This window comes from Achromobacter maghribensis (genome assembly GCF_057334215.1).
The window spans coordinates 210,650-231,261 of the sequence record NZ_JBHFII010000044.1 but is presented as its reverse complement, the minus strand read 5'-3'; the positions used below and the strand labels follow the sequence as shown (position 1 = coordinate 231,261).

Annotated in this window: 18 protein-coding genes; 10 read left to right on the top strand and 8 right to left on the bottom strand. The window is 64.2% G+C overall.

The window, feature by feature from the left end; genetic code table 11:
- Nucleotide 1 precedes the first annotated feature (1 nt).
- The 5 genes from ACE039_RS19030 to ACE039_RS19010 are packed head-to-tail and all read right to left on the bottom strand — an operon-like array spanning nt 2 to nt 8,016.
- Nucleotides 2-1,129, bottom strand: coding sequence for an ABC transporter permease (locus ACE039_RS19030; RefSeq protein ID WP_485823059.1), 1,128 nt, complete (start codon nt 1,127-1,129; stop codon nt 2-4).
- A 2-nt stretch (nt 1,130-1,131) separates the two neighbouring features.
- Nucleotides 1,132-3,888, bottom strand: a complete 2,757-nt coding sequence (rbbA, locus tag ACE039_RS19025) for a ribosome-associated ATPase/putative transporter RbbA (RefSeq protein ID WP_485823058.1) — start codon at nt 3,886-3,888, stop codon at nt 1,132-1,134.
- Complete coding sequence (locus ACE039_RS19020) at nt 3,888-4,955, bottom strand: HlyD family secretion protein (protein WP_485823057.1); 1,068 nt, start codon at nt 4,953-4,955, stop codon at nt 3,888-3,890. The genes rbbA and ACE039_RS19020 overlap by 1 nt, the downstream gene beginning before the upstream one ends.
- A gap of 16 nt (nt 4,956-4,971) precedes the next feature.
- The gene (locus ACE039_RS19015) at nt 4,972-6,450 is read right to left on the bottom strand and encodes an efflux transporter outer membrane subunit (protein ID WP_485823056.1); all 1,479 of its coding nucleotides are present in this window, start codon (nt 6,448-6,450) and stop codon (nt 4,972-4,974) included.
- A gap of 3 nt (nt 6,451-6,453) precedes the next feature.
- Complete coding sequence (locus tag ACE039_RS19010) at nt 6,454-8,016, bottom strand: PHA/PHB synthase family protein (RefSeq protein ID WP_485823055.1); 1,563 nt, start codon at nt 8,014-8,016, stop codon at nt 6,454-6,456.
- A gap of 195 nt (nt 8,017-8,211) precedes the next feature.
- On the opposite strand from ACE039_RS19010, the gene ACE039_RS19005 reads away from it, so the two are divergent.
- A complete protein-coding gene (locus ACE039_RS19005) occupies nt 8,212-8,814 on the top strand; it encodes a TetR/AcrR family transcriptional regulator (RefSeq protein WP_448712293.1) in 603 nt (200 codons plus the stop codon).
- A gap of 278 nt (nt 8,815-9,092) precedes the next feature.
- On the opposite strand, the gene ACE039_RS19000 is transcribed toward ACE039_RS19005, so the two are convergent.
- Both ACE039_RS19000 and chrA read right to left on the bottom strand, forming a co-directional pair.
- Nucleotides 9,093-10,652: a sensor domain-containing diguanylate cyclase gene (locus ACE039_RS19000; RefSeq protein ID WP_485823054.1), complete on the bottom strand. Its 1,560-nt coding sequence runs from the start codon at nt 10,650-10,652 to the stop codon at nt 9,093-9,095.
- A 266-nt stretch (nt 10,653-10,918) separates the two neighbouring features.
- On the bottom strand, nt 10,919-12,301 hold the full coding sequence (gene chrA, locus ACE039_RS18995) for a chromate efflux transporter (RefSeq protein WP_485823053.1): 1,383 nt from the start codon (nt 12,299-12,301) through the stop codon (nt 10,919-10,921).
- A 165-nt stretch (nt 12,302-12,466) separates the two neighbouring features.
- Here chrA and ACE039_RS18990 point away from each other — a divergent pair, with 165 nt between their 5' ends.
- The 7 genes from ACE039_RS18990 to arsH all read left to right on the top strand — a co-directional run bounded on the left by ACE039_RS18990 (nt 12,467) and on the right by arsH (nt 17,606).
- Nucleotides 12,467-12,745, top strand: coding sequence for a metal-sensing transcriptional repressor (locus ACE039_RS18990; protein ID WP_448712287.1), 279 nt, complete (start codon nt 12,467-12,469; stop codon nt 12,743-12,745).
- Nucleotides 12,746-12,756: 11 nt separating this feature from the next.
- Entirely contained in the window at nt 12,757-13,665 is a 909-nt protein-coding gene (locus ACE039_RS18985; RefSeq protein ID WP_448712286.1) for a nickel/cobalt efflux transporter, read from the top strand.
- A gap of 84 nt (nt 13,666-13,749) precedes the next feature.
- Nucleotides 13,750-14,076, top strand: a complete 327-nt coding sequence (locus ACE039_RS18980) for an ArsR/SmtB family transcription factor (RefSeq protein WP_485823052.1) — start codon at nt 13,750-13,752, stop codon at nt 14,074-14,076.
- A 17-nt stretch (nt 14,077-14,093) separates the two neighbouring features.
- Nucleotides 14,094-14,594 carry an arsenate reductase ArsC gene (locus ACE039_RS18975; RefSeq protein WP_448712282.1) on the top strand — a complete coding sequence of 167 codons (501 nt, stop codon included), beginning with the start codon at nt 14,094-14,096 and terminating at the stop codon, nt 14,592-14,594.
- A 6-nt stretch (nt 14,595-14,600) separates the two neighbouring features.
- Nucleotides 14,601-15,686 (top strand): ACR3 family arsenite efflux transporter, encoded by a 1,086-nt coding sequence (gene arsB / locus ACE039_RS18970; RefSeq protein ID WP_485823051.1) that lies wholly within the window; start codon nt 14,601-14,603, stop codon nt 15,684-15,686.
- On the top strand, nt 15,683-16,879 hold the full coding sequence (locus ACE039_RS18965; RefSeq protein ID WP_485823050.1) for an MFS transporter: 1,197 nt from the start codon (nt 15,683-15,685) through the stop codon (nt 16,877-16,879). Before arsB ends, ACE039_RS18965 begins: the two co-directional genes overlap by 4 nt.
- A 19-nt stretch (nt 16,880-16,898) precedes the next feature.
- Nucleotides 16,899-17,606, top strand: coding sequence for an arsenical resistance protein ArsH (arsH, locus tag ACE039_RS18960; RefSeq protein ID WP_485823049.1), 708 nt, complete (start codon nt 16,899-16,901; stop codon nt 17,604-17,606).
- On the opposite strand, the gene ACE039_RS18955 is transcribed toward arsH, so the two are convergent.
- Nucleotides 17,603-18,583: a LysR family transcriptional regulator gene (locus ACE039_RS18955; protein ID WP_485823048.1), complete on the bottom strand. Its 981-nt coding sequence runs from the start codon at nt 18,581-18,583 to the stop codon at nt 17,603-17,605. The genes arsH and ACE039_RS18955 overlap by 4 nt on opposite strands.
- A gap of 182 nt (nt 18,584-18,765) precedes the next feature.
- On the opposite strand from ACE039_RS18955, the gene ACE039_RS18950 reads away from it, so the two are divergent.
- Both ACE039_RS18950 and ACE039_RS18945 read left to right on the top strand, forming a co-directional pair.
- The gene (locus ACE039_RS18950) at nt 18,766-20,088 is read left to right on the top strand and encodes an MFS transporter (protein WP_485823047.1); all 1,323 of its coding nucleotides are present in this window, start codon (nt 18,766-18,768) and stop codon (nt 20,086-20,088) included.
- A 31-nt stretch (nt 20,089-20,119) separates the two neighbouring features.
- Nucleotides 20,120-20,612 (top strand): M20/M25/M40 family metallo-hydrolase (locus tag ACE039_RS18945; protein WP_485823046.1); only part of this gene is annotated, 493 nt, incomplete at its 3' end.

The window sequence follows — 20,612 nt, the reverse complement described above, 5'->3', positions numbered from 1 at the left end:
CTCATGCCATCTGGCTGAGGGTCTTGCGAAAGCGTGTCAACGAGAAGGCGAACAGGACGCTGCCAATGAGCGCCAACGCCGCGAAGGGCTGCCAGACGACGCTTAAACCGGCGCCGCGAAAGAGAATGGCCTGGCCGAGTTCCACGAAATGGGTAGTGGGGGCAGCCAGCATGATGTTCTGCACGAAGGCGGGCATGCTTTCGCGGGGCGTCGTGCCGCCGGACAGCATTTGCAGTGGCAGCAGCACCAACACCAGCAGCATGCCGAACTGCGGCATGCTGCGTGCCAACGTGGCCATGAAGATACCCATGGAGGTGGTGGCGAACAGGTGCAATGCCACGCCGACCAGAAATAGCGCCACCGATCCCTCGACGGGCACTTGCAGCAGGCCACGGACGATGAACGTCAGCGATAAGCCGGCGGAAACCAGAACCACCAGCCCCATGGACCAGACCTTCGCCACCATGATCTCGGTCGGTGTGACGGGCATGACCAGCAAGTGCTCGATGGTGCCGTGCTCGCGCTCGCGGATCAGGGCTGCGCCGGTGAGGATGATGGACAGCATGGTGACGTTGTTGATGATTTCCATCAGGCTGCCGAACCAGGCCTGAGTCAGGTTCGGGTTGAATCGCATGCGCACCGCCAGGTCCACCGGCAGCTCGGTCGGCTTGCGGTAGCGCCGCACGAATTCGTTGATCTCGTCGCTGACGATCTGCTGGATGTAGTTGCTGCCCGTGAACGCTTGGCTCATTCGGGTAGCGTCCACGTTGAGCTGGATCTGTGCGGGCTTTCCGGCCAGCACGTCACGCTGGAAGTTCGGCGGGATGTCGACGGCGAAGGTGTAGCGCCCGGCGTCCATGCCGGCATCGGCCTCGGCCGCCGTGACCATCGCCGGACGAGTGAAATGCGGCGGGTAGAAGGCAGACGCGATGCGCGCGGACAAGGGCGAGACGTCTTCGTCGACCACCGCGATGGCCGCGTTGTGCAGTGATTCGGGCACGGCGGTGGCGGCGGTGTAGATCATCAACGTGAACGACACGAAGATCAGCACCAGCATCATAGGGTCGCGCGCCAGGCTCCAGAGTTCTTTGACGCCCAGTCGGAAGATATTGGCCGCATGTCGCAACATGATCAGGTCTCCTGCTTTTTCAAAAGGAGCACCGACGCGCCTAGGATGACGGGTATCGCTGCCAGCAGCGGCCAAAACGAACTTTGCAAGCTGGCGAAGTCCAGCGCCTTGCTGAATACCCCGCGGCTGATGGTCAGCATATGGGTGGCAGGGTAGACCTGCCCGATCAACCGGCCGCCGCCTTCCAGCGATGACACCGGGTTGAGCAGCCCGGCGAACTGCACCGCCGGCACCAGTGTGCCGATCATGGTGAAGAACAGTGCGGCAATCTGGCTGCGCGTGAAGGTCGATGCCAGCAAGCCGATGGCGGTGGCGACGACGTTGTAGATCAGGGCCGCGGCCAGCAGCGTGGCAAAGCTGCCCGTGATGGGCACGCCGAACACCGTAACCGCCAACAGCGTCATCAGCAGGAAGTTCAGCATCGCCAGCGCCACATACGGCCCTTGCTTGCCCAGCAGGAATTCCAGCCGCGTGACCGGGGTGACGTAGAGGTTGATGATCGAGCCCAGTTCCTTTTCACGCACCACCGCCAGCGCCGTCAGCATGGCTGGCATCATCAGCAGCAAGAGGGGAATCACGGCAGGCACCATCGCGGGCAGGCTGCGTACGTCGGGGTTGTAGCGGAAGCGTGTTTCGATGCTGATCTGCTGCGTGGCGGTATTGCCCAGCCGCTCGCGGGCCTGCTGCTGCAGCCAGCCCTGGTGCATGCCTTGCACGTAGCCGCGGATGGTCTCGGCACGTTGCGGCATGGCGCCGTCGATCCAGACGCCAATCTGCGCGTTGCGGCCGCGCTCGGCATCGCGCGCGAAGCCCTGAGGAATCTCGATGGCCAGAGACAGTTCGCCGCTGCGCATGCGCGCATCCATGTCCTGATAGTCCCTGATGGGCGGCTGTTCGATAAAGTAACGCGATCCGGCCAGGTTCAGGCTGTAGTTCTGGCTTAGCGTGGTCTGGTCGCGGTCCATCACCGCGTAGCGCAAATCCTCCACATCCAGGCTGATGCCGAAGCCGATCACGAACATCAGCAGCAGCGATCCGGCGAGCGCCAGCGTTGCACGCACCGGGTCGCGGCGCAGTTCCAGGGATTCGCGCCACATGTAGCTGAACATGCGCTGAAGGTTGAAGCCGCGATGCTCCGGCGCCGCGGCCTGTTCGACCGCGTTGGCGGGCGGGGCTTCGGCCGGCGCCTGGCCCGGTTGGGTGCCCGCGCCAGCGTCGATCAAGTAGGCGATGAACGCCTCCTCCAGTGTGGCCGCCCCACGCTGGCGCACGATTTCGTCGGGCGAGGCGCTGACCAGCACCTTGCCCGCGTGCATCAGCGACATCCGGTCGCAGCGCTGCGCCTCGTTCATGAAGTGGGTGGAGATGAATATCGTGACCTGGTCCTGCCGCGCCAGCGAGATGAGGAGGCGCCAGAAATTGTCGCGAGCCACCGGGTCCACGCCCGAGGTGGGCTCGTCCAGGATCAGCAGTTCGGGCTTGTGCACCATGGCCACGGCCAGCGACAGGCGCTGGCGCACGCCCATCGGCAGTTTCTCGGGTAATTCGTCCAGCGCGTCGGCCAGGTCAAAGCGCGCCACCATTTCGTCGACGCGGGCCGCAATCTTGTCTTCAGGCACGTGGAACAGGCGCGCGTGCAGCACCAGGTTCTGCCGCACGGTCAGTTCGCCATATAGCGAAAATGCCTGCGACATATAGCCCACCCGGCGCCGGGTGTCGATGTTCCTGGAATCGACTTCGGTGCCGAACAGCCAGGCCTTGCCTTCGCTGGCCGGCAGCAAGCCGGTCAGCATCTTCATGGTGGTGGACTTGCCGCAGCCGTTCGAGCCCAGGAAGCCGAAAATTTCGCCGCGACGGATGCGGAAATTGACATGGTCGACCGCGACGAAATCGCCAAAGCGCATGGTCAGGTCGCGCGCCTCGATGGCGATAGGGGCGTTGTCGTCCAGCGCCAGCGGGGTGATCTCGACCGGCTTGTGGCCACGCCGCTTTTCCGGCGGCAGGAGCGCAATGAAAGCAGCTTCCAGCGTGTCGGCGCCCGTACGCTGCCGCAGCGCGTCGGGCGTGCCGGTGGCCAGTACGCGGCCTTCGTCCATGGCGATCAGCCAGTCAAAGCGCTGGGCCTCGTCCATATAGGCGGTGGCGACGATGACGCTCATGCCGCTGCGTTCGCCGCGTATCTCGTTGATCAGGTCCCAGAACTGCGCGCGCGCCAGCGGATCGACGCCGGTTGTGGGTTCGTCCAGGATCAACAGGTCGGGATCGTGGATCAGTGCGCAGCACAGGCCCAGCTTCTGTTTCATGCCGCCCGACAGCTTGCCCGCCGGTCGCGACAGGAACGAGGCCATGCCGGTGCTGCGCGTCAGATTGTCGATGCGGCGGCGGCGCTCGGCCTCGCCGTGGCCGAACAGGCGGCCGAAGAACTGCAGGTTCTCCTCCACCGACAGGGTGGGGTACAGGTTCTTGCCCAGTCCCTGGGGCATGTAGGCGATGCGCGGGCAAACGTCGTCGCGATGGCGCTTGCGGGCCATGTCCCCGCCCAGCACGTCGACCGTGCCGGCCTGTACCGCGCGCGAGCCGGCGACCAGCGCCAGCAGGCTCGACTTTCCCACGCCGTCCGGGCCGATCAGGCCCACCATACGGCCAGCCGGGATGTCCAGCGTGATCCCGTCCAGCGCCACCGTGTCGCCATAGCGCAGCGTAACCCCCGACAGCTTGACCACCGGGGCGAGGTACGCGGCTGTCACGGTCGACGCCATTACGGCACCTTGACTTCAAGATTGGCGGGCCACGCGGCCTGGCTGTCCAGCTTCAGCCAGGCTACGCCCGGCAGGCCGGTCTTGACTTGCTGCAGATGCTGTCGCAGCAGCGTCGGGGCGATCTGCGCCTTGACGCGGAACATGAGTTTCTGGCGTTCGGTGGCGGTTTCCACGGTCTTGGGCGTGAATTGGGCCGTGCTGGCCACGAACGACACCTTGGCCGGGATCACGTACTGCGGCGCAGCGTCCAGGATGATGTGCACGTCCTGGCCCAGTGCCACCCGGCCGGCCGCCTGCTCGGGCAGGAAAAAGGTCATGTAGACGTCGGCCAGGTCCACCATGTTCAGCACCTTGCCGCCGGCGCCCAGCACTTCGCCCGCCTGGGCCACGCGGTACTGCACGCGGCCGCCGCGCGGCGCGCGCAGTTCGCTGTCGGTAATGTCGGCGTCGATGCGGGCGATCGTGGCCAGCGCCGCGTTCACCGCGGACTGCGCGCCCACCTGGGCGGCACGCGCGGCGTCGATGGCCGCCTGGGCCGCTTTCACCTGGGCGCGCGAGGCATGTACCGCCGCTTGGGCGCTACGCACCCGGGCGCGGTCGTCGTCCAGTTCCTGGATCGACGAGGCGCCTTCCTTGGACAGCGTTTCCGATCGCGCCAGCCGGCGGCGGGCGGCGTCCAGTTCGCTTTCGCGCTGCAACACCACGGCTTCGGCCGCCACCTTGTCGCTCTCGCGCTGCGCGATCTGCGCGCTGGCGCTAGCGGCGCTGTTAATCGCCTGCTGGTGCTGGGCCCGGGCTTCTTCGCGCTGGGCGTTCAGCGTGTCGATCTGCATGCGGGCCAGCGGTTGGCCTGCGGCGACGAAGTCTCCTTCGGCCACCAACACGTCCTGCACGCGGCCGGCAAGCTTGGTGGCGACGTCGATCTCCGTCGCCTCGATGCGGCCGTTGCCGCTGATGAAACCCGCCCCTGGGCCCGTGTCGGACAACATGCGCCAGCCGGCGTAGCCAACGGCGGCCACGGCCAGGACGGCGAGGATGGGGATCAGTTTTCGATGAGGCAGCTTCATGGTTGGGATCCTGTGTTTAACGGCGCGGAACGGACGCCGCCGTGGCGTCCGGGGCGGTTAGTGGCGCGGGCGAGGAGGGCGCCTGCGTGCCGCCACCCAGCGCGGCATACAGGCCGACGCGGGCGGACAGCAGGGCGCGGCGCGTCTGCACCAGCGTCTGCTGGGCCGCCAGCAGGTCGCGTTGCGCGTCCAGTACCTCAAGGTAGGGCGAGGCGCCGTGGTCATAGCGCAACTTGGCCAGACGTGCCCGTTCGCTTTGTGCGTCAACAGTGGCGCGCAGCACCTCCACCTGTTCGGCCAGCCAGCGGCGGGCGGAGAGCGCATCGGACACGTCCTTGAATGCGCTCTGGATACTTTGCTCATAACTGGCCACTGCTTGGTCACGGCGCGCTTCGGCCAGATCCAGATTGGCGCTGCGGCGCCCGCCGTCAAAGATGGGCAGGTCCAGGCTGGGTGCGAAGTTCCAGGCCCGGCTGCTGCCACCGAACAGGCCGTCCAGTTCAGCGCTGGCGGTGCCAAAGGCGCCCGTCAGCGTGATACGCGGGAAAAATGCCGCGCGCGCCGCGCCGATGTTGGCGTTGGCCGCCTGCAACTGATGTTCGGCGGCCACGATGTCGGGACGTTGGGTCAGCAGGTCCGACGGCAGTCCGGCCGGCAGGTCGCGCATCACGGAGGCATCTTCCAGCCCGCCTTGAGGCAAGGGCAGCTCCAGCGGTTTGCCCACCAGCAATTCCAGCGCGTGCGCCTGGGTGGCGCGGGCCTGTTCCAGGTCGGTGCCCAGCGCGCGCGCTTGCTGCCACATCGCTTCCACCTGGGTCAGGTCCAGCTTCGAGATCGAGCCGACCTCGTAGCGGCGGCGGAAGATGCGCAGCGATTCCCCGCGCGAGGCGATCGTTTCGCGGGTCAATGTCAGACGCTCGTCCAGTTCGCGCAGCGACAGGAAGCTGTCTGCAACCTGCGCGACCAGACTCAGCGTAGCGGCCCGCGCGGCGGCGTCGGAGGCCAGGTAGTTCTCCAGCGCGGCGTCTTTCAGGCTGCGGACACGGCCCCAGAAGTCCAGTTCCCAGGTCGCCATGCCGACACCTGCCTCGTATTGGCTGGCCACTACGGGCCTGCCGGTCAGGTTCAGGTCACCCGGGGTGCGGGAACGGGTGCCTTCGGCCTGTACGCCAAGGGTAGGGAACTGGTCCGCGCGCTGAATGCCGTATAGCGCCCGCGCTTCTTCCACCCGCAACAGGGCCAGGCGCAGATCGCGGTTGTTCGCCAGCGCATCGGTGATCAGGCCTTGCAACACCGGGTCGGAAAAATAGTCGCGCCAGCCGATCTGGGCGGCATTCATCCCGGCTTCAGCCGGAGCGGAATAGGTGGCGGCCACGGGCAGGGCGGGGCGCTCGTAGGGCGGGGCCATCGACACGCAACCCTGCACCAGCAGCACGGCCAGAGCGGCCGGCGCCAAGCGGGCTGCGGTCCGTGCTGGAACCAGGCGGCGAGTCATGCGTCATTTCTCCATTACATAGGAGCCGGGTGCAACGCCCAGCAGGGGGTAACCGTGGCGCTGCGCGCCTTGTTTCGGTGGCTTGACGGCGCGGCCTGACAGCGCGTCCAGCCAGCCGCGCCAGTGCGGCCACCAGGAGCCTTCGTGCGGGGTGGCCGTATCGAGCCATTGGTTTGGCGGCAGGGCCGGCTTGCCGCTCAGCCGCTGCAGGCTGCGAAAGCGCCGCCGCGGATGGTCGGGTTCACTGACGATGCCGGCATTGTGGCCACCACTGGTCAGCACAAAGGTCAGCGGCGCCGGCGACAATTCATGCAGCTTGTAGACCGAGCGCCAGGGCGCCACGTGGTCGGTTTCGGTGCCGACGCAGAACGTCGGCAGGCGCAGGTCTTGCAGCCGTATCGGACGGCCGTCCACGCGGTAGCGGCCGGCGGCCATATCGTTATCCAGGTACAAGCGGCGCAGATACTCGCCATGCATGCGCGCCGGCAGGCGGGTGGCGTCGGCATTCCAGGCCTGCAGGTCGGTCATTGGCTGGCGCTGGCCCAACAGGTACTCGGAGGTCATGCGGGCCCACACCAGTTGTTGCGAACGCAGCAGTTGAAAAGCGCCGCTGAGTTGCTGCGCCGGAAAGTAGCCCAGCGCCTGCATCTGGGCCTCCATCATCGACACCTGGAATTCATCAATGAACAGGCCCAGTTCGCCGGGCTCGCTGAAATCGGTCTGCGCCGCCAGCAGGCTCAAGCTGGCCAGACGCGTGTCGCCATCACGTGCCATGGCGGCGGCGGCCATGGCCAGCAGCGTGCCGCCCAGGCAATAACCCGTCGCATGTATCGCGGCGCCTGGCACGACGGCGTTGATTGCTGCCAACGGCTCCCGAACGCCCAACCGCAGGTAATCATCCAGCCCCAGGTCGCGGTGGACTGCCGTCGGGTTCTTCCACGACACGCAGAACACCGTGTAGCCCTGGTCCACCAGATAGCGGATCAGGGAGTTGTGCGGCGACAGATCCAAGATGTAGTACTTCATGATCCAGGCGGGCACGATGAAGATCGGCTCGGGCCGTACTTGCGCGGTGGTGGGGCGGTATTGGATCAATTCGGCCAACGGGTTGCGCAGCACCACATCGCCGGGCGTCACCGCGACCTCATGGCCCGGCCCGAAATGCTCGGCCCCGACCGGCGGCAGGCCGCCCCACAGGCGCAACGCGTCTTCCCAGGCCGCCTGCGCACCGCGCGCCAGGTTGGCGCCGCCGTCCTGCAAGGTTCGGTGCAGCACAACGGGGTTGGTGAACGGATTGTTGTCGGGCGCCAGCGGTTCAAGCCACTGTCGGGCCGCAAAGGCGGCCACGTTGCGCAGGTGATCGTTGGCCAGGGGCATTGCCTGGGCATAGGCGTCCCAGCCGCGCTGCGCCTGCATGAAACCTTGCTGCCACAACGCGTAGGGCCATGCACGCCACGCGTCGTCGGCGAACCGCCCCACGGGTTTCGCAACGTCGTGGCTAGCTGGTTTGACCGTGTCCGCCATGATGGCTCCGTGGTGCGCCTGCGGCACCATTGCCGCGCGCATGGGACGGGATCGTCGCGACGGCGGGCTTGTGGCTCCAGCGCCTGATCAATCCGGCTTTCAAACATCCCGAATTGATTTTGCCCGGCTGCCGGCGGTCATTCTTTGACCCACATCAAGGTAGTGACTGACTGGTCGGTTTTTAATGAAACCGTTGGCCGGCCCTGAGGCCTCGCGCCTGTTGGCAAGGAGTAGTGGATGAATACGCAACGCCAGCGTCTCCCTCCGACGGTGCGCGTCGGCCAGATACTCGACGCCGCGCTGCAGGAATTCTCCGCCGCCGGCTACGCTGGCGCTCGCATGGACGATATCGCGCTACGCGCCGGGCTTTCCAAGGGCGGGCTTTACACGCACTTTTGCAGCAAGGAAGAGGTCTTCCAGGCATTGCTAGAACGGCACCTGTGTCCGCCACGGCTGGATCCGCATGCCATGGTCGACGGCTCGGCCACTCCGCGCCAGTTGGCCGAACGCCTGGTAAATCACTTGTATGCCAGCTTGGCCAACCCGGCCATGATCGCCACCATGCGCTTGCTGCTGGCCGAAAGCGCGCGCGTGCCACATCTGGCGCGGCGCTGGCGGCAAGAAACCGTGGACGCTCACCAGGCCGATATCGCTCAGCTGTTGGCGCTGGCGCGCGAGCGGGGTCTGTGCGGCGATGGTGTGGCGGCCAGGCATCCCGAATTGCTGCTCTCGCCAGTGGTCCACGCCATCGTCATGGCGATTTTGATGGATCCCGACGAACGCCTGGACTTGGTGGCGCGGCGTCAGGCGCACGTAGCGTTGATCTGCGGCCTGCTGTAGCCGCTTGGGGCAAGCGTGCTTAAGCCTCGGATTTCTCCGGAACCGGTAGCCAAGGGCAGGGAATCAAGTCGGGGATCTTAAGAGACATATTGAGCTACCGCGCGATGAACTGCGACGGGGTAATTGCTGGAATTGATCCGCCATGCCTAAAATACGCATAATGTGTATTATGTAAAGTACAAAATATAGCTACAGCCCTCGCGAGCACCTTCAACCATCCATATAACGATCATTTGGGCCTGTTGAATCCACGCTCTTGAACTTGGTGCGACGTTGTTCTATCGGAAAAACACGGATTCGATCCGATTGCGTCCCCGCTGCTTGGCGTAATAAAGCGCGCGGTCGCTGCGGCTGAGCGCCAGCTCCGCGTCTTCATCCTTCGTATGTAGCGTGGAAATTCCGATGCTGACCGTCAGCGGGATGTGCCGCCCGCCGAACAAATACGGGGTGTCGGCGATCTGGCGCTGCACGTTTCGGGCGAACAGGTGCGCGTTTTCGATGTCGGTATCGGGCAATACCACGGCGAACTCCTCGCCGCCAATGCGTCCGACCAGGTCGATTTCGCGCAGTTGGGCGCGCAGCATGTTCGCAAAATGCTGCAGCACGCCGTCGCCGATGGCGTGACCCCAGGTGTCGTTGATGTGCTTGAAGTGGTCCAGGTCGCACATCAGCACCGCCGACCCCAGACCGCCGAGACCCTTGATCCGCGTAAGCTCCGCAGCGATGCGCGACATGAAATGGCGGCGGTTGGGCAAGGTGGTCAGCGCGTCTGTGGCGGCGAGCTCGCGCAATTCGAATTCAGCGCGCTTGCGGTCGGTAATGTCGGTGACGAACCCATGCCACACCACGCCATTGTCGGCGTCGCGGCGCGGGCTGGCGGCGCCCTGCCGCCACCGCACGCCCTGCAACGGCAGGCAGACGCGGAACTCCAGGTGCCACGGCGTCAGCGCGGCGGCTGCTTGCTGCAGCGACGTACGATAAGCAGGCAGGTCCTCTGGATGAATGCGCTGTTCGATCGCGGTGGTGCTGGCGCGCACATCGTCCGCGGTCAGTTCGAACATGTCCCAGATGCCAGCACTGACATACGAGAACCACGAGCCGCCCTCGGGCACTGGCCGGCACTGGAAAACCAGGCCCGGTACCGCGTCGGTAAGGTTGACGACCAGGTCCGCCGTGCGTTTGAGCCGCTCCGACATGGCGCGCACCGCGCTGATGTCGGTAGTCGTGCCCATCATCCGCAGCGCCCTCCCCGCGTCGTCCCGGCTAATCACCTTGCCGCGGCTGCAGATCCACTTGTAGCTGCCATCCTTGCAACGGATGCGGTGCTCGACTTCATAGCTTTCGGTCTTGCCGTCGAAATGGTCCTGCATGGTGGCGCGCACATAATCACGGTCGTCCGGATGCAGGCGCGCGTAGGCGTCTTCGATACGCGTGGAGAGTTCGGATTCGCAATAGCCTAGCAAGGCCTTCCAGCCGGGCGAATAGGTGATCTCGCCGGTCACCACGTTACGGTCCCAGACGCCCGTGCCACTACCCGCGATCGCCAGCGACAGCTTTTGGGCTTCGTCACGCCAGGTGTCTTCGTCGGCATGCTCGCCACACAGCGCGTGGCGCTGTTCGATGGCCGCAGCCGCGAGGCCGGCCAGGTCCGTCAAGGCCAGGCTGTCTTCATCGGTAAAATCGCGCCGCTGTCCGTGCAGCAGCCGCAAGCTGCCAAGTAGATGTCCATTGGCGGCGCGCATGGAACAGTCGACGGACCAGGGCTGGGACTCCGCGGGCGGGGTGCCGTCCACTGCCTGCCATGCGCCCGCTGCATTGGCGCCCGCAAGGATCACCATGTCCACCCCAAACAAGCGTCTGGCTAGGCGCGCGACCCGCCTCAGGGAGACGTCGGCTTCGCCGTGCGCGCCGCCCGCCCCATTGCAAGGGGATTGGATTAGGTACGGATCACCGGTAACGGGCATTTCGGGGCCTGATCAATACGGGGTTCACCGGTACAGCCGGGCGGCGCGTTCCTGACATTCTGTCACGTTCTGCACCAACATTACATCATTTCCGACTCCGCATTCGCTTCGGGAAGTTGGGTGTGTCTCATCTCCGAGCTCTACAAGGCAAGCTTCACGACCAGGCCAATGACGGCGCACGCAGCGATGACTTCGATAACTCCGCGTTTGAATTTGAACAGCGCGACGGCGGCGCCCAGCGCGATCGCCGCCGAGCCAAAGTCGAACTTGCCCCCCAGGCCATCCGGCCACAGGACGTGGTAGCCAAAGAACACCGCCAGATTGAGGATGACGCCAACCACCGCTGCGGTGATTGCCGTGAGTGGCGCGGTGAATTTCAGGTCTTCCTTTGTTGCCTCGACCAGCGGGCCTCCGGCCAGAATGAACAGGAACGACGGCAAAAAGGTGAACCACGTGACGATCGTTGCCCCCAGTGCGCCGGCCAAAAACAGGGATTCCGGGCCCCAAAGCGCTTTGGCGTACCCGCCAAGGAAGCCAACGAATGCGACCACCATGATGAGCGGTCCCGGTGTGGTCTCGCCCAGCGCCAAGCCGTCGATCATCTGGATGGGCGTAAGCCATGCATAGGTGTCCACTGCGCCCTGATAGATGTACGGCAGCACCGCGTAGGCGCCGCCGAAAGTCAGCAAGGCGGCTTTGGTGAAAAACCATCCCATCTGCGTGTACGCACCCTGCCAGCCGTACAGGGTCGTTAACAACGCCATGGGCACGGCCCAGAGCAAGCCCCCTATTCCCAATATGGCCACGAATCGCGGCCATCGAAATCTGGCGTGGTCTGGCGTCGGCGTATCGTCGTCAATCAATGCCGGACCGAAGCCTTGAGCGCCGGAGCCGTGGCGCACGCCCGTCCGGAAGTGTTCCGGCCAATACTTGCCGCCAACAAAGCCGACCAACGCCGCGATGGCGACGATAAGCGGGAACGGCACGTTCAAGGCGAAGATTGCGGCGAAAGCCGCCGCCGCGATGCTCCAAAGAACCGCATTCTTCAGCGCGCGCGAGCCGATTCGATGCGCCGCGTGCAGGACGATGGCAGTGACGGCAGGCTTGATCCCGTAGAACAGACCGGCAATGGCGGGGACGTCGCCCCAAGCGATGTACACCCATGACAAGCCAATCAGGATGCATAGCGAGGGAAGTACAAAGAGCCCCCCTGCCACTACCGCGCCCCATGTCCGATGAAATAGCCACCCGATATAGGTCGCCAATTGCTGAGCTTCCGGACCGGGAAGAAGCATGCAGTAGTTCAGCGCATGCAGGAACCGGCGCTCACTGATCCAGCGCCGCCCTTCTACGAGTTCGGTGTGCATGATGGCGATTTGCCCGGCCGGGCCGCCAAAGCTGATGAATCCCAGTTTCAGCCAGAACCAGAGCGCCTGACGAAAGCTCACAGGCTGTGGCGCTTCCACCGTAGCTTGGCCCGGATCCCGGGGCGGGTCTACGCCTTCCTGCATTCGAGTGTTCATTTCCCGCCCTCCTCCTCGGCTCGCACGGTACGCTTTTAATGACCCGGCCGCTACAAACGCGTAGTTATATCTATCGCCGACTTCTTAATGCCAAGTGGGTAGGAAATCCCGGTCGGCCCCAAGGTTTTCCCGGCTTTATCCCCCCGGGGGGGATATTATCCGCGCATGACGACACCCGACCCGCACCACCACCATGACGCCGTTGCCAAGCGCCTGAAGCGCGCTGAAGGCCACCTGCGGAGCATCCTTCAGATGATGGAAGAGCATCGTTCCTGCCTGGATCTTGCGCAGCAGCTGCATGCGGTCGAAAAGGCGATATCCCAGGCCAAGAAGATCCTCATTCAGGATCACATTGACCATTGCCTGGAAGACGCGGTGGGCGAACTTGACGATGCCCGTCGACGCACCATCGACGAGTTCAAAGCAATCACGAAGTACCTCTAGCAGGAATACCCATGCTTTCCTTTTCCGATCTCCTGGCGCAAGGAGCCGCGCACGCGTGGCTGTTCATTCCAAGCGCCATACTTCTTGGCGCGTTGCACGGCCTTGAGCCCGGGCATTCCAAGACGATGATGGCCGCGTTCATCGTCGCGATTCGAGGAACCGTTGGCCAAGCCGTGCTGCTTGGAATCACCGCAACGATCTCGCACACCTTGATCGTGTGGGGAATCGGGCTTGGTGGGATGTACTTGTGGCAAGGCGTGGACGCCGAAGGGTTCGAGCCCTACTTCCAGTTGGCATCGGGATTGATCATCGTGCTGATTGCCGCCTGGATGTTCTGGCGCACCTGGCGCGAACAGCACGCGAATGACGCGCACCACCATGACCATGATCATGGTCATTCGCATGGGCTGCATACTCATGGCCATGGACATCATGCGCATCGCGATGACGTTGCGTTCGTGGAACACGATGCCCATCAGCACGAGCACATCCACGAGGAGCTTCGCGGATTGGACGTGTCAGGAGAAGGCGATCAAGACGCTCACCAATTGGCGCACGCGAACGACATTCGGCGTCGCTTTGCGGACAAGAACGTCACTAACTGGCAGATCGCGCTGTTTGGACTGACGGGCGGACTCATTCCCTGCCCTGCCGCAATCACCGTGTTGCTGCTGTGCCTGCAACTCAAGGAATTCACCTTGGGCGCGGTCTTGGTGCTGTGTTTTTCCATCGGTTTGGCCATCACGCTCGTCACGGTCGGCGCCATTGCGGCGTTGAGCGTCCGCCATGCGACAAAGCGGTACAGCTGGTTTTCGACCGTCGCCCATCGCGCGCCGTACTTTTCTAGCGTGTTGATCATCGCGGTGGGGGTGTACGTGGCGCTGAATGGCTGGTTTGGAATCCAGGCGTTGCACGCATAGGGGGGGCGACGCGTTCGTGCATCTCGACTTGAAGGGTGCGTAAATTTATGGAAATTAATTCAACAATCGTTGTATGATCGAACTATGAATGAAGATCGAGTCATCTCGGCGCTTGGCGCCCTTGCCCATCCTCAGCGCCTGCGGACTTTCCGTGCACTCGTCGTGGCGGGCCTGCCTGGGCTGACGCCCAGCACGTTGGCGGAGCAGCTTGGCGTTGCCCGCAACACGTTGTCCTTCCATTTGAAGGAGCTGGCGCACGCCGGGCTGGTCAGTGTCGAACAACAAGGACGGAACCTGATCTATCGCGCCGACTTCTCACAGATGAACGGGTTGCTCGGCTATCTGACGGAATATTGCTGCCAGGGCGCCTCTTGCGAGGTGTCCGATTCCAGCGCTTGCACGACTTGCTGAAACCCAGGACGACACCCATGCCACAACTGCCTTTCAACGTGCTATTCCTTTGCACTGGCAACTCCGCCCGCTCGATATTGGCTGAAGGCCTGCTCAACGGACTGGGCGGAGGCCGCTTCCAGGCCTATTCCGCGGGCAGCACGCCCAAGGGCGAGGTCCATCCGCTGGCGCTTGCCACGCTTAGCGTCTATTCGTTGCCTTCCGAGGGTTATCGCAGCAAAAGCTGGGACGAATTCGCGGTGGCAGGTGCACCCAAAATGGATTTCATCATTACGGTCTGCGACAACGCCGCGGGCGAAGCCTGTCCGCTATGGCCGGGCCATCCCATGACGGCGCATTGGGGCGTCCCGGACCCCGCAGCCCACGAAGGGACTGAGGAATCACGCGTCAAGGCGTTCCATGACGCGGCGCGGACCCTCAAGCGGCGCATCGAACTCTTCCTTTCTTTGCCTCTTGAACGTCTGGACGCGATGTCGCTTCAGGCCGAGCTGCGTGGCATCGGCAAGACGCAGGAGTAATTCCCCATGTCGTTCCGGACACAGGCCGCGTCCCGCCGGCAGGAACGCGGCGGGATGAGCGTTTTTGAACGCTACCTGACGCTTTGGGTGTTTCTTTGCATCGTGCTTGGCGTGGCCCTCGGCCAGTACATGCCTGCGCTGTTTCAGGCCATCGGGCATCTGGAAGTCGCGCAGGTCAACCTTCCGGTCGGCCTGCTGATCTGGGTAATGATCATTCCGATGTTGCTGAAGGTCGACTTCGCGGCCATGGGTCAGATCAGGCGGCATTGGCGCGGCATCGGCGTCACGCTATTCATCAACTGGGCGGTCAAACCCTTTTCGATGGCGTTCCTGGGCTGGCTGTTCATTCGCCACGTGTTCTCGCCCTGGTTGCCGGCCGCTCAGCTGGATAGCTATATCGCGGGCCTGATTCTTCTGGCCGCGGCCCCTTGCACGGCGATGGTGTTCGTCTGGAGCCGGCTGACTGGCGGCGATCCCGTCTTCACGCTGTCGCAAGTGGCGCTGAACGACACGATCATGGTGTTTGCGTTCGCCCCGATCGTCGGCCTGCTACTGGGTTTGTCGGCCATCACGGTACCCTGGGATACGCTGCTTGTGTCGGTCGGGCTGTACATCGTGATTCCAGTAATACTTGCCCAGCTCTGGCGCCGCGTGCTGATGCGTCGCGGACAGGCGGCCTTTGAAGCGGCATTGGCGCGGATCGGGCCGTACTCCATGGCGGCACTGCTGCTGACGCTGGTGCTGCTGTTCGCATTTCAAGGCGAAGCCATCATTGGCCAGCCGCTGGTGATCGCCATGCTGGCCGTGCCAATTTTGATCCAGGTGATCTTCAACTCTGGCCTGGCGTACTGGCTGAATCGTTGTGTCGGAGAAAAACACGACATTGCGTGTCCCTCGGCATTGATCGGGGCGTCCAACTTCTTCGAGCTTTCCGTCGCGGCCGCGATCAGCCTGTTCGGATTTCAATCGGGGGCTGCGTTGGCGACGGTCGTCGGGGTGCTTATCGAGGTTCCGGTGATGCTGCTGGTCGTGCGCGTCGTGAACCGGTCCAAGGGCTGGTACGACAAAGGCGCCCGCCGAGGCAGCCAGTGAGCACCGCCCCGCTGCGGGTTGTCAGTACGCTGGGCACGGCCCAAACGGTGGCCTGGGCTTCTTCCTACTATCTGCCCGCCATGCTGGCAGCCCCCATGGCGGACGAACTGGGGGTTCCGACCGCCACCGTCTATGCAGCCTTTTCCGGCGCAATGGTGGCCTCGGCGCTAGTCGGTCCGTGGGCCGGGCAAGCGATCGACCGTCGTGGCGGCCGCGTCGTGCTGGTCGGCACAAGCCTGGTATTCGCGCTTGGGCTCGTCATGCTGGGCTTGGCGCAAGGCCTATGGACGATGGTGATGGCCTGGGTGGTCATTGGCGTGGCGATGGGCGCCGGCCTTTACGAGGCCGCCTTCTCCAGCCTGGTCCGCTTGTATGGATACCGCGCCCGCGGCGCCATCACGGGGATCACCCTGATCGCCGGTTTCGCCAGCACCGTGGGATGGCCGTTGTCGGCCTGGATGGAAACGCGGTTTGGCTGGCGCAATGCGTGTTTCGGCTGGGCTGGCTTGCATCTGCTGATCGGCCTGCCGTTGAATGCATGGCTGCCGACATTGCACGGCCTGCGTACCGCGACAAAAAACGAAAAGCCGATGGTTGAGGAGCCGGCGGCGGCGTCCCTCCCTCCCGCAGCGGTGCCCGAGCGTCCCAGAATCACGACCGCCCTCCTCGCTTTCGTTTTCGCGGCGACATGGTTCATCAGCACCGCCATGGCCACCCATTTACCGCGGATGCTCGAATCCGCGGGCGCCACGCTCGTGGCGGCCGTTGCCGTGGGGGCGCTCATCGGCCCCGCGCAAGTCGCCGGTCGCTTGTTTGAATTCGGATTGCTGCGCCAGGTTCATCCTTTGCTATCGGCACGGCTTGCCGCATTGGCGCACCCCGTCGGCGTGGCGGTGTTGCTGCTGGTGGGGCCAGTGGCGGCCCCGCTGTTTGCGGTCCTGCATGGCGGCGGCAACGGCATCCTGACGATCGCCAAAGGCACCTTGCCGCTGGCGCTTTTCGGGGCCGAGGGATATGGCGCGCGCCAGGGCTGGCTGATGATGCCCGCGCGCGTCGCGCAGGCGCTGGCTCCGCTGCTGTTCGGGCTGGCGCTGGACGCCTGGGGCGCCGATGCCTTGTGGCTCTCTGGCGCGATTGGCCTGGCCGCCTGCGGCGCGCTGATGTTGCTGCGTGCGCAGCCGTCGGCATATTGAATTTCAATCCGGAGAAAAAATGAGTCTGCCTAACGTCGATCCGCTTCGGTTCGAACTGCCAAACCTGGAGGCATTGTTCCCGCCGCGCCGCGCGACCCATGCCCCCCGCTTCCTTCTGTTGTACGGATCATTGCGCGAACGGTCGTACAGCCGCCTGGTGGCCGAGGAATCCGCGCGGCTGCTGCAAGCCCTGGGCGCCGAGACCCGCATGTTCAACCCGTCCGGGCTGCCGCTGGTCGACGACGCCAGCGACGATCATCCCAAAGTCCAAGAACTGCGCGCGCTGGCCCAATGGGCCGAAGGCATGGTCTGGAGCTCCCCCGAACGCCACGGCGCGATGACCGGCTTGATGAAGACGCAGATAGATTGGATACCGCTGTCGGTAGGCGCCGTGCGCCCGACGCAAGGGAAGACGCTGGCCGTGATGCAGGTATCGGGCGGATCGCAATCGTTCAATGCGGTGAACCAGATGCGGGTGTTGGGCCGCTGGATGCGGATGCTGACCATCCCGAACCAGTCGTCGGTAGCCAAGGCCTATCAGGAATTCGACGATGCGGGCCGCATGAAGCCCTCTCCTTACTACGACCGGGTCGTCGATGTCATTGAAGAACTGATGAAGTTCACGTTGCTGACCCGGGATGCCGCGCCGTACCTCGTGGACCGCTACAGCGAGCGCAAGGAATCCGCCGCCGCCCTGTCGGCCCTGATGAAGCAAGCCGCCATCTAGGCGCCGGAATCCTTGGCGCACGCCAGCCGCTCGGCCATGGAATAACGGTCGATATAGTCCCGAAAGTGCTTCAGGAACGCGGCTTCCGCCGGTGTTGACGGCGCGTCGCGGTGCCAAAGCAGGTGAAGCTCGACCGAGCAGACCCCTTCCCCGGGCGGCAGGCGCCACAGGCGTCCTTGCGCCAGGTCGGCCTGGACGCTGTGCTCAGGCAGGCAGCCGATTCCAAACCCCGCGATCAGCAGGCGCTTGACTTCATCATGCTGCGTCGACGACGCCACGATGCGGCCGGAAAAGCCACGCTGGTCGCGGAAGATGGTCAGCGGAGACAGGCTGTCGCCCAAGGCGTCACTGGCGAACGAGACGAAATTCTCGCCCAGCAGGTCCTCGATGCGAATGTCCGGCTTGCCGAACAGCGCATGGTTGCGCCCGCAGAACAGCGCGTACCGCTGTTGCAGGAACACCTTGCTTTCCAGGCGCTTCGGAATCTGCCGGCTTAGCGCAATACCCGCCGTGGCGGCGCGTTGCTGCATCAAGGTGACGATCTCGCTGCTGGGCATCACGTCCATCTGGACCTCGATCCGCGGGAATGCGCGATGGAAGTCCGCCCAGAAATCGTCATACACCGCCGAATGGATGCGGCTGGCCACCAGCAGATGGATCCGCCCTGCGGCTTCAACTTCGGTCTGCGAGACCTCGGTCAACAACTGCGACACGTTGCCATAAATGGCTTGCGCCGCCCGGCATGCCTCTTCGCCGGCATTCGTCACCGTGAATGCCATGTTGTGCCGTTCGATCAACCGCCGCCCCAGCTGGTCTTCCAGGCGCTTGAGTGCCTGGCTGACCGCGGACTGGGTCAGGTGCAGTTTGGTCGCGGCCCCGCTGATGCTGCGTTCCTGAACAATGACCAGGAAAGTACGCAGCAGATTCCAGTCGAGCCGATCGCCGGTGCGGGTTTCGGGAAGCATCGAAGCGGTCATGGGCTTTGCGCCGGGTTAGCCGATGTTTGGCGCCATGGGGCGCAAGAACGCGGCAAGTGCGGGCGGATTCGCCCGAGATCAGTCTGGCTTAAGTCGATTATTAAAAAGCATAAATTGACGTTATGTCCAGCCCGGAGCGATAAACCCGCCTTCGAACAATGATATTCAGCGAAGAGGAATCCATGGCCGCTCCCGCCAGTCCTTCCACGGCGCGTCAGCCCGTCCGGGCCGCAACCGCCGCATTCGTCGGTACCACCATCGAATGGTATGACTTCTACATTTACGCGACGGCCGCCGCGCTGGTGTTCGGCAAGGTGTTCTTTCCCACCGCGGATCCGTTCATCAGCACCATGGCGTCGTTCGGCACCTTCGCCGCCGGCTTTTTGGCCCGCCCGCTGGGCGGCGTGATTTTCGGGCACCTGGGCGACCGGGTTGGCCGCAAGAACGCCCTGATGGCGACCCTGATCATCATGGGCGTCGCGACGGTCGGCATCGGCTTGCTGCCCAGTTACGCCACCGCCGGCTTGTGGGCCCCTGCCCTCCTTTTGCTGCTGCGGTTGGCGCAAGGCCTGGCGGTCGGCGGAGAATGGGGCGGCGCCGTGCTGATGGCCGGCGAACACGCGTCGCAGCGCCGTCGCACCTTCGCGGCGTCGTTCGCGCAGCTGGGCAGCCCGGCCGGTCTGATCCTGTCGCTGCTTGCGTTCCGGCTGCTGACCACGTTGGATGAAGCGGACTTCGTCAGTTGGGGGTGGCGCGTGCCTTTCCTGATCAGCGCCGTCCTGCTGCTGGTGGGCTACTTCATCCGGGTTGGCGTCAACGAGTCCCCCGACTTCGCGCAGGTGCTGGAACGCCAGGAACGGGCCGAGGTTCCTGCAAAGGAAGTGCTGCGCACCGCGTGGCGCACCGTCTTGCTGTGCATGGGCGTGTGCACGGTTGCAATTGGCGGCATCTACTTCACGAATACGTTCATGCTGTCGTACACCACGCAGACGATGGGCCTGTCCCGCGCGCTGATCCTGGATTGCCTCTTCGTCGTGGCGATTATCCAGTTCCTGGTCCAACCGCTGGCGGCCTGGCTGGCAGACGTGGTCGGGCCCGGCCGCGTCCTGATCACGGCCGCGGCGTGCTCGGTGCTGGCGCCTTATCCGATGTTCATGCTCGTCAGCCAGGGCACGGCCTTCAGCATCGTCGCCGGCATCTCCATCGTGCTGGTCTTCATGGCGGCAATCTACTCGGCGATGGCGGGGTACATCAGTTCGGCGTTTGCCACGCACGTGCGCTATTCGGGCATTTCGCTGTCGTACCAGCTTTGCGGCGCGGTGGCGGGCGGCATGACGCCGCTGGTCGGCACCTGGCTGACCTACCACTATCCCGGCCAATGGCTGCCCCTGGCCATTTTCTATTCAACGCTGTCCGCCATCACGCTGGTCTCGCTCTGGGCGCTGGCCGGCCATAAGCGGCGGTTGGCCTTGGACACCCCGCACCCCGCCACGTCGGCCGCCTGACTCCGATACCCCCCTCTCAGAAGGAATTCGCATGACGCAACCCACCACGCCGCCCGCGCTGACCGAGGCGCAGACCCGACGCATCCTCCAGGCGGTCGACGCCCGGTTTGACGCGCAGCTTGCGTTCACCCAGGATCTGGTCCGGTTCCCGTCCCTGCGCGAGCAGGAGCATACGGCCCAGGATTTTCTGTATGAAGCGATGCGCGAACGCGGTTTCGCGATGGACCGCTGGCGGATCGATGTCAAGGACATCGAATCGCATCCCGGCTTCGGCCCCGTGACCGTCTCTTATGAAAACGCCTTCAACGTCGTCGGCACGTACCGCCCCGACACGCAAACGGGCCGCTCGCTGATCCTGAACGGGCACATCGACGTGGTGCCGACCGGGCCCGTCGACATGTGGAGCCGTTCGCCCTGGGATCCGGCGATCATTGACGGCTGGATGTACGGCCGAGGCGCAGCCGACATGAAAGCGGGCCTGGCCGCCAATCTGTATGCCTACGACGCGGTGCGCGGGGGGGGGG

Bases quoted from the DNA above. Each gene is read 5' to 3' on its own strand.
- ACE039_RS19030 (WP_485823059.1), bottom strand. From the start codon at position 1,129: ATGTTGCGACATGCGGCCAATATCTTCCGACTGGGCGTCAAAGAACTC.
- rbbA (WP_485823058.1), bottom strand. From the start codon at position 3,888: ATGGCGTCGACCGTGACAGCCGCGTACCTCGCCCCGGTGGTCAAGCTG.
- ACE039_RS19020 (WP_485823057.1), bottom strand. From the start codon at position 4,955: ATGAAGCTGCCTCATCGAAAACTGATCCCCATCCTCGCCGTCCTGGCC.
- ACE039_RS19015 (WP_485823056.1), bottom strand. From the start codon at position 6,450: ATGACTCGCCGCCTGGTTCCAGCACGGACCGCAGCCCGCTTGGCGCCG.
- ACE039_RS19010 (WP_485823055.1), bottom strand. From the start codon at position 8,016: ATGCGCGCGGCAATGGTGCCGCAGGCGCACCACGGAGCCATCATGGCG.
- ACE039_RS19005 (WP_448712293.1), top strand. From the start codon at position 8,212: ATGAATACGCAACGCCAGCGTCTCCCTCCGACGGTGCGCGTCGGCCAG.
- ACE039_RS19000 (WP_485823054.1), bottom strand. From the start codon at position 10,652: ATGGTGATCCTTGCGGGCGCCAATGCAGCGGGCGCATGGCAGGCAGTG.
- chrA (WP_485823053.1), bottom strand. From the start codon at position 12,301: ATGAACACTCGAATGCAGGAAGGCGTAGACCCGCCCCGGGATCCGGGC.
- ACE039_RS18990 (WP_448712287.1), top strand. From the start codon at position 12,467: ATGACGACACCCGACCCGCACCACCACCATGACGCCGTTGCCAAGCGC.
- ACE039_RS18985 (WP_448712286.1), top strand. From the start codon at position 12,757: ATGCTTTCCTTTTCCGATCTCCTGGCGCAAGGAGCCGCGCACGCGTGG.
- ACE039_RS18980 (WP_485823052.1), top strand. From the start codon at position 13,750: ATGAATGAAGATCGAGTCATCTCGGCGCTTGGCGCCCTTGCCCATCCT.
- ACE039_RS18975 (WP_448712282.1), top strand. From the start codon at position 14,094: ATGCCACAACTGCCTTTCAACGTGCTATTCCTTTGCACTGGCAACTCC.
- arsB (WP_485823051.1), top strand. From the start codon at position 14,601: ATGTCGTTCCGGACACAGGCCGCGTCCCGCCGGCAGGAACGCGGCGGG.
- arsH (WP_485823049.1), top strand. From the start codon at position 16,899: ATGAGTCTGCCTAACGTCGATCCGCTTCGGTTCGAACTGCCAAACCTG.
- ACE039_RS18955 (WP_485823048.1), bottom strand. From the start codon at position 18,583: ATGACCGCTTCGATGCTTCCCGAAACCCGCACCGGCGATCGGCTCGAC.
- ACE039_RS18950 (WP_485823047.1), top strand. From the start codon at position 18,766: ATGGCCGCTCCCGCCAGTCCTTCCACGGCGCGTCAGCCCGTCCGGGCC.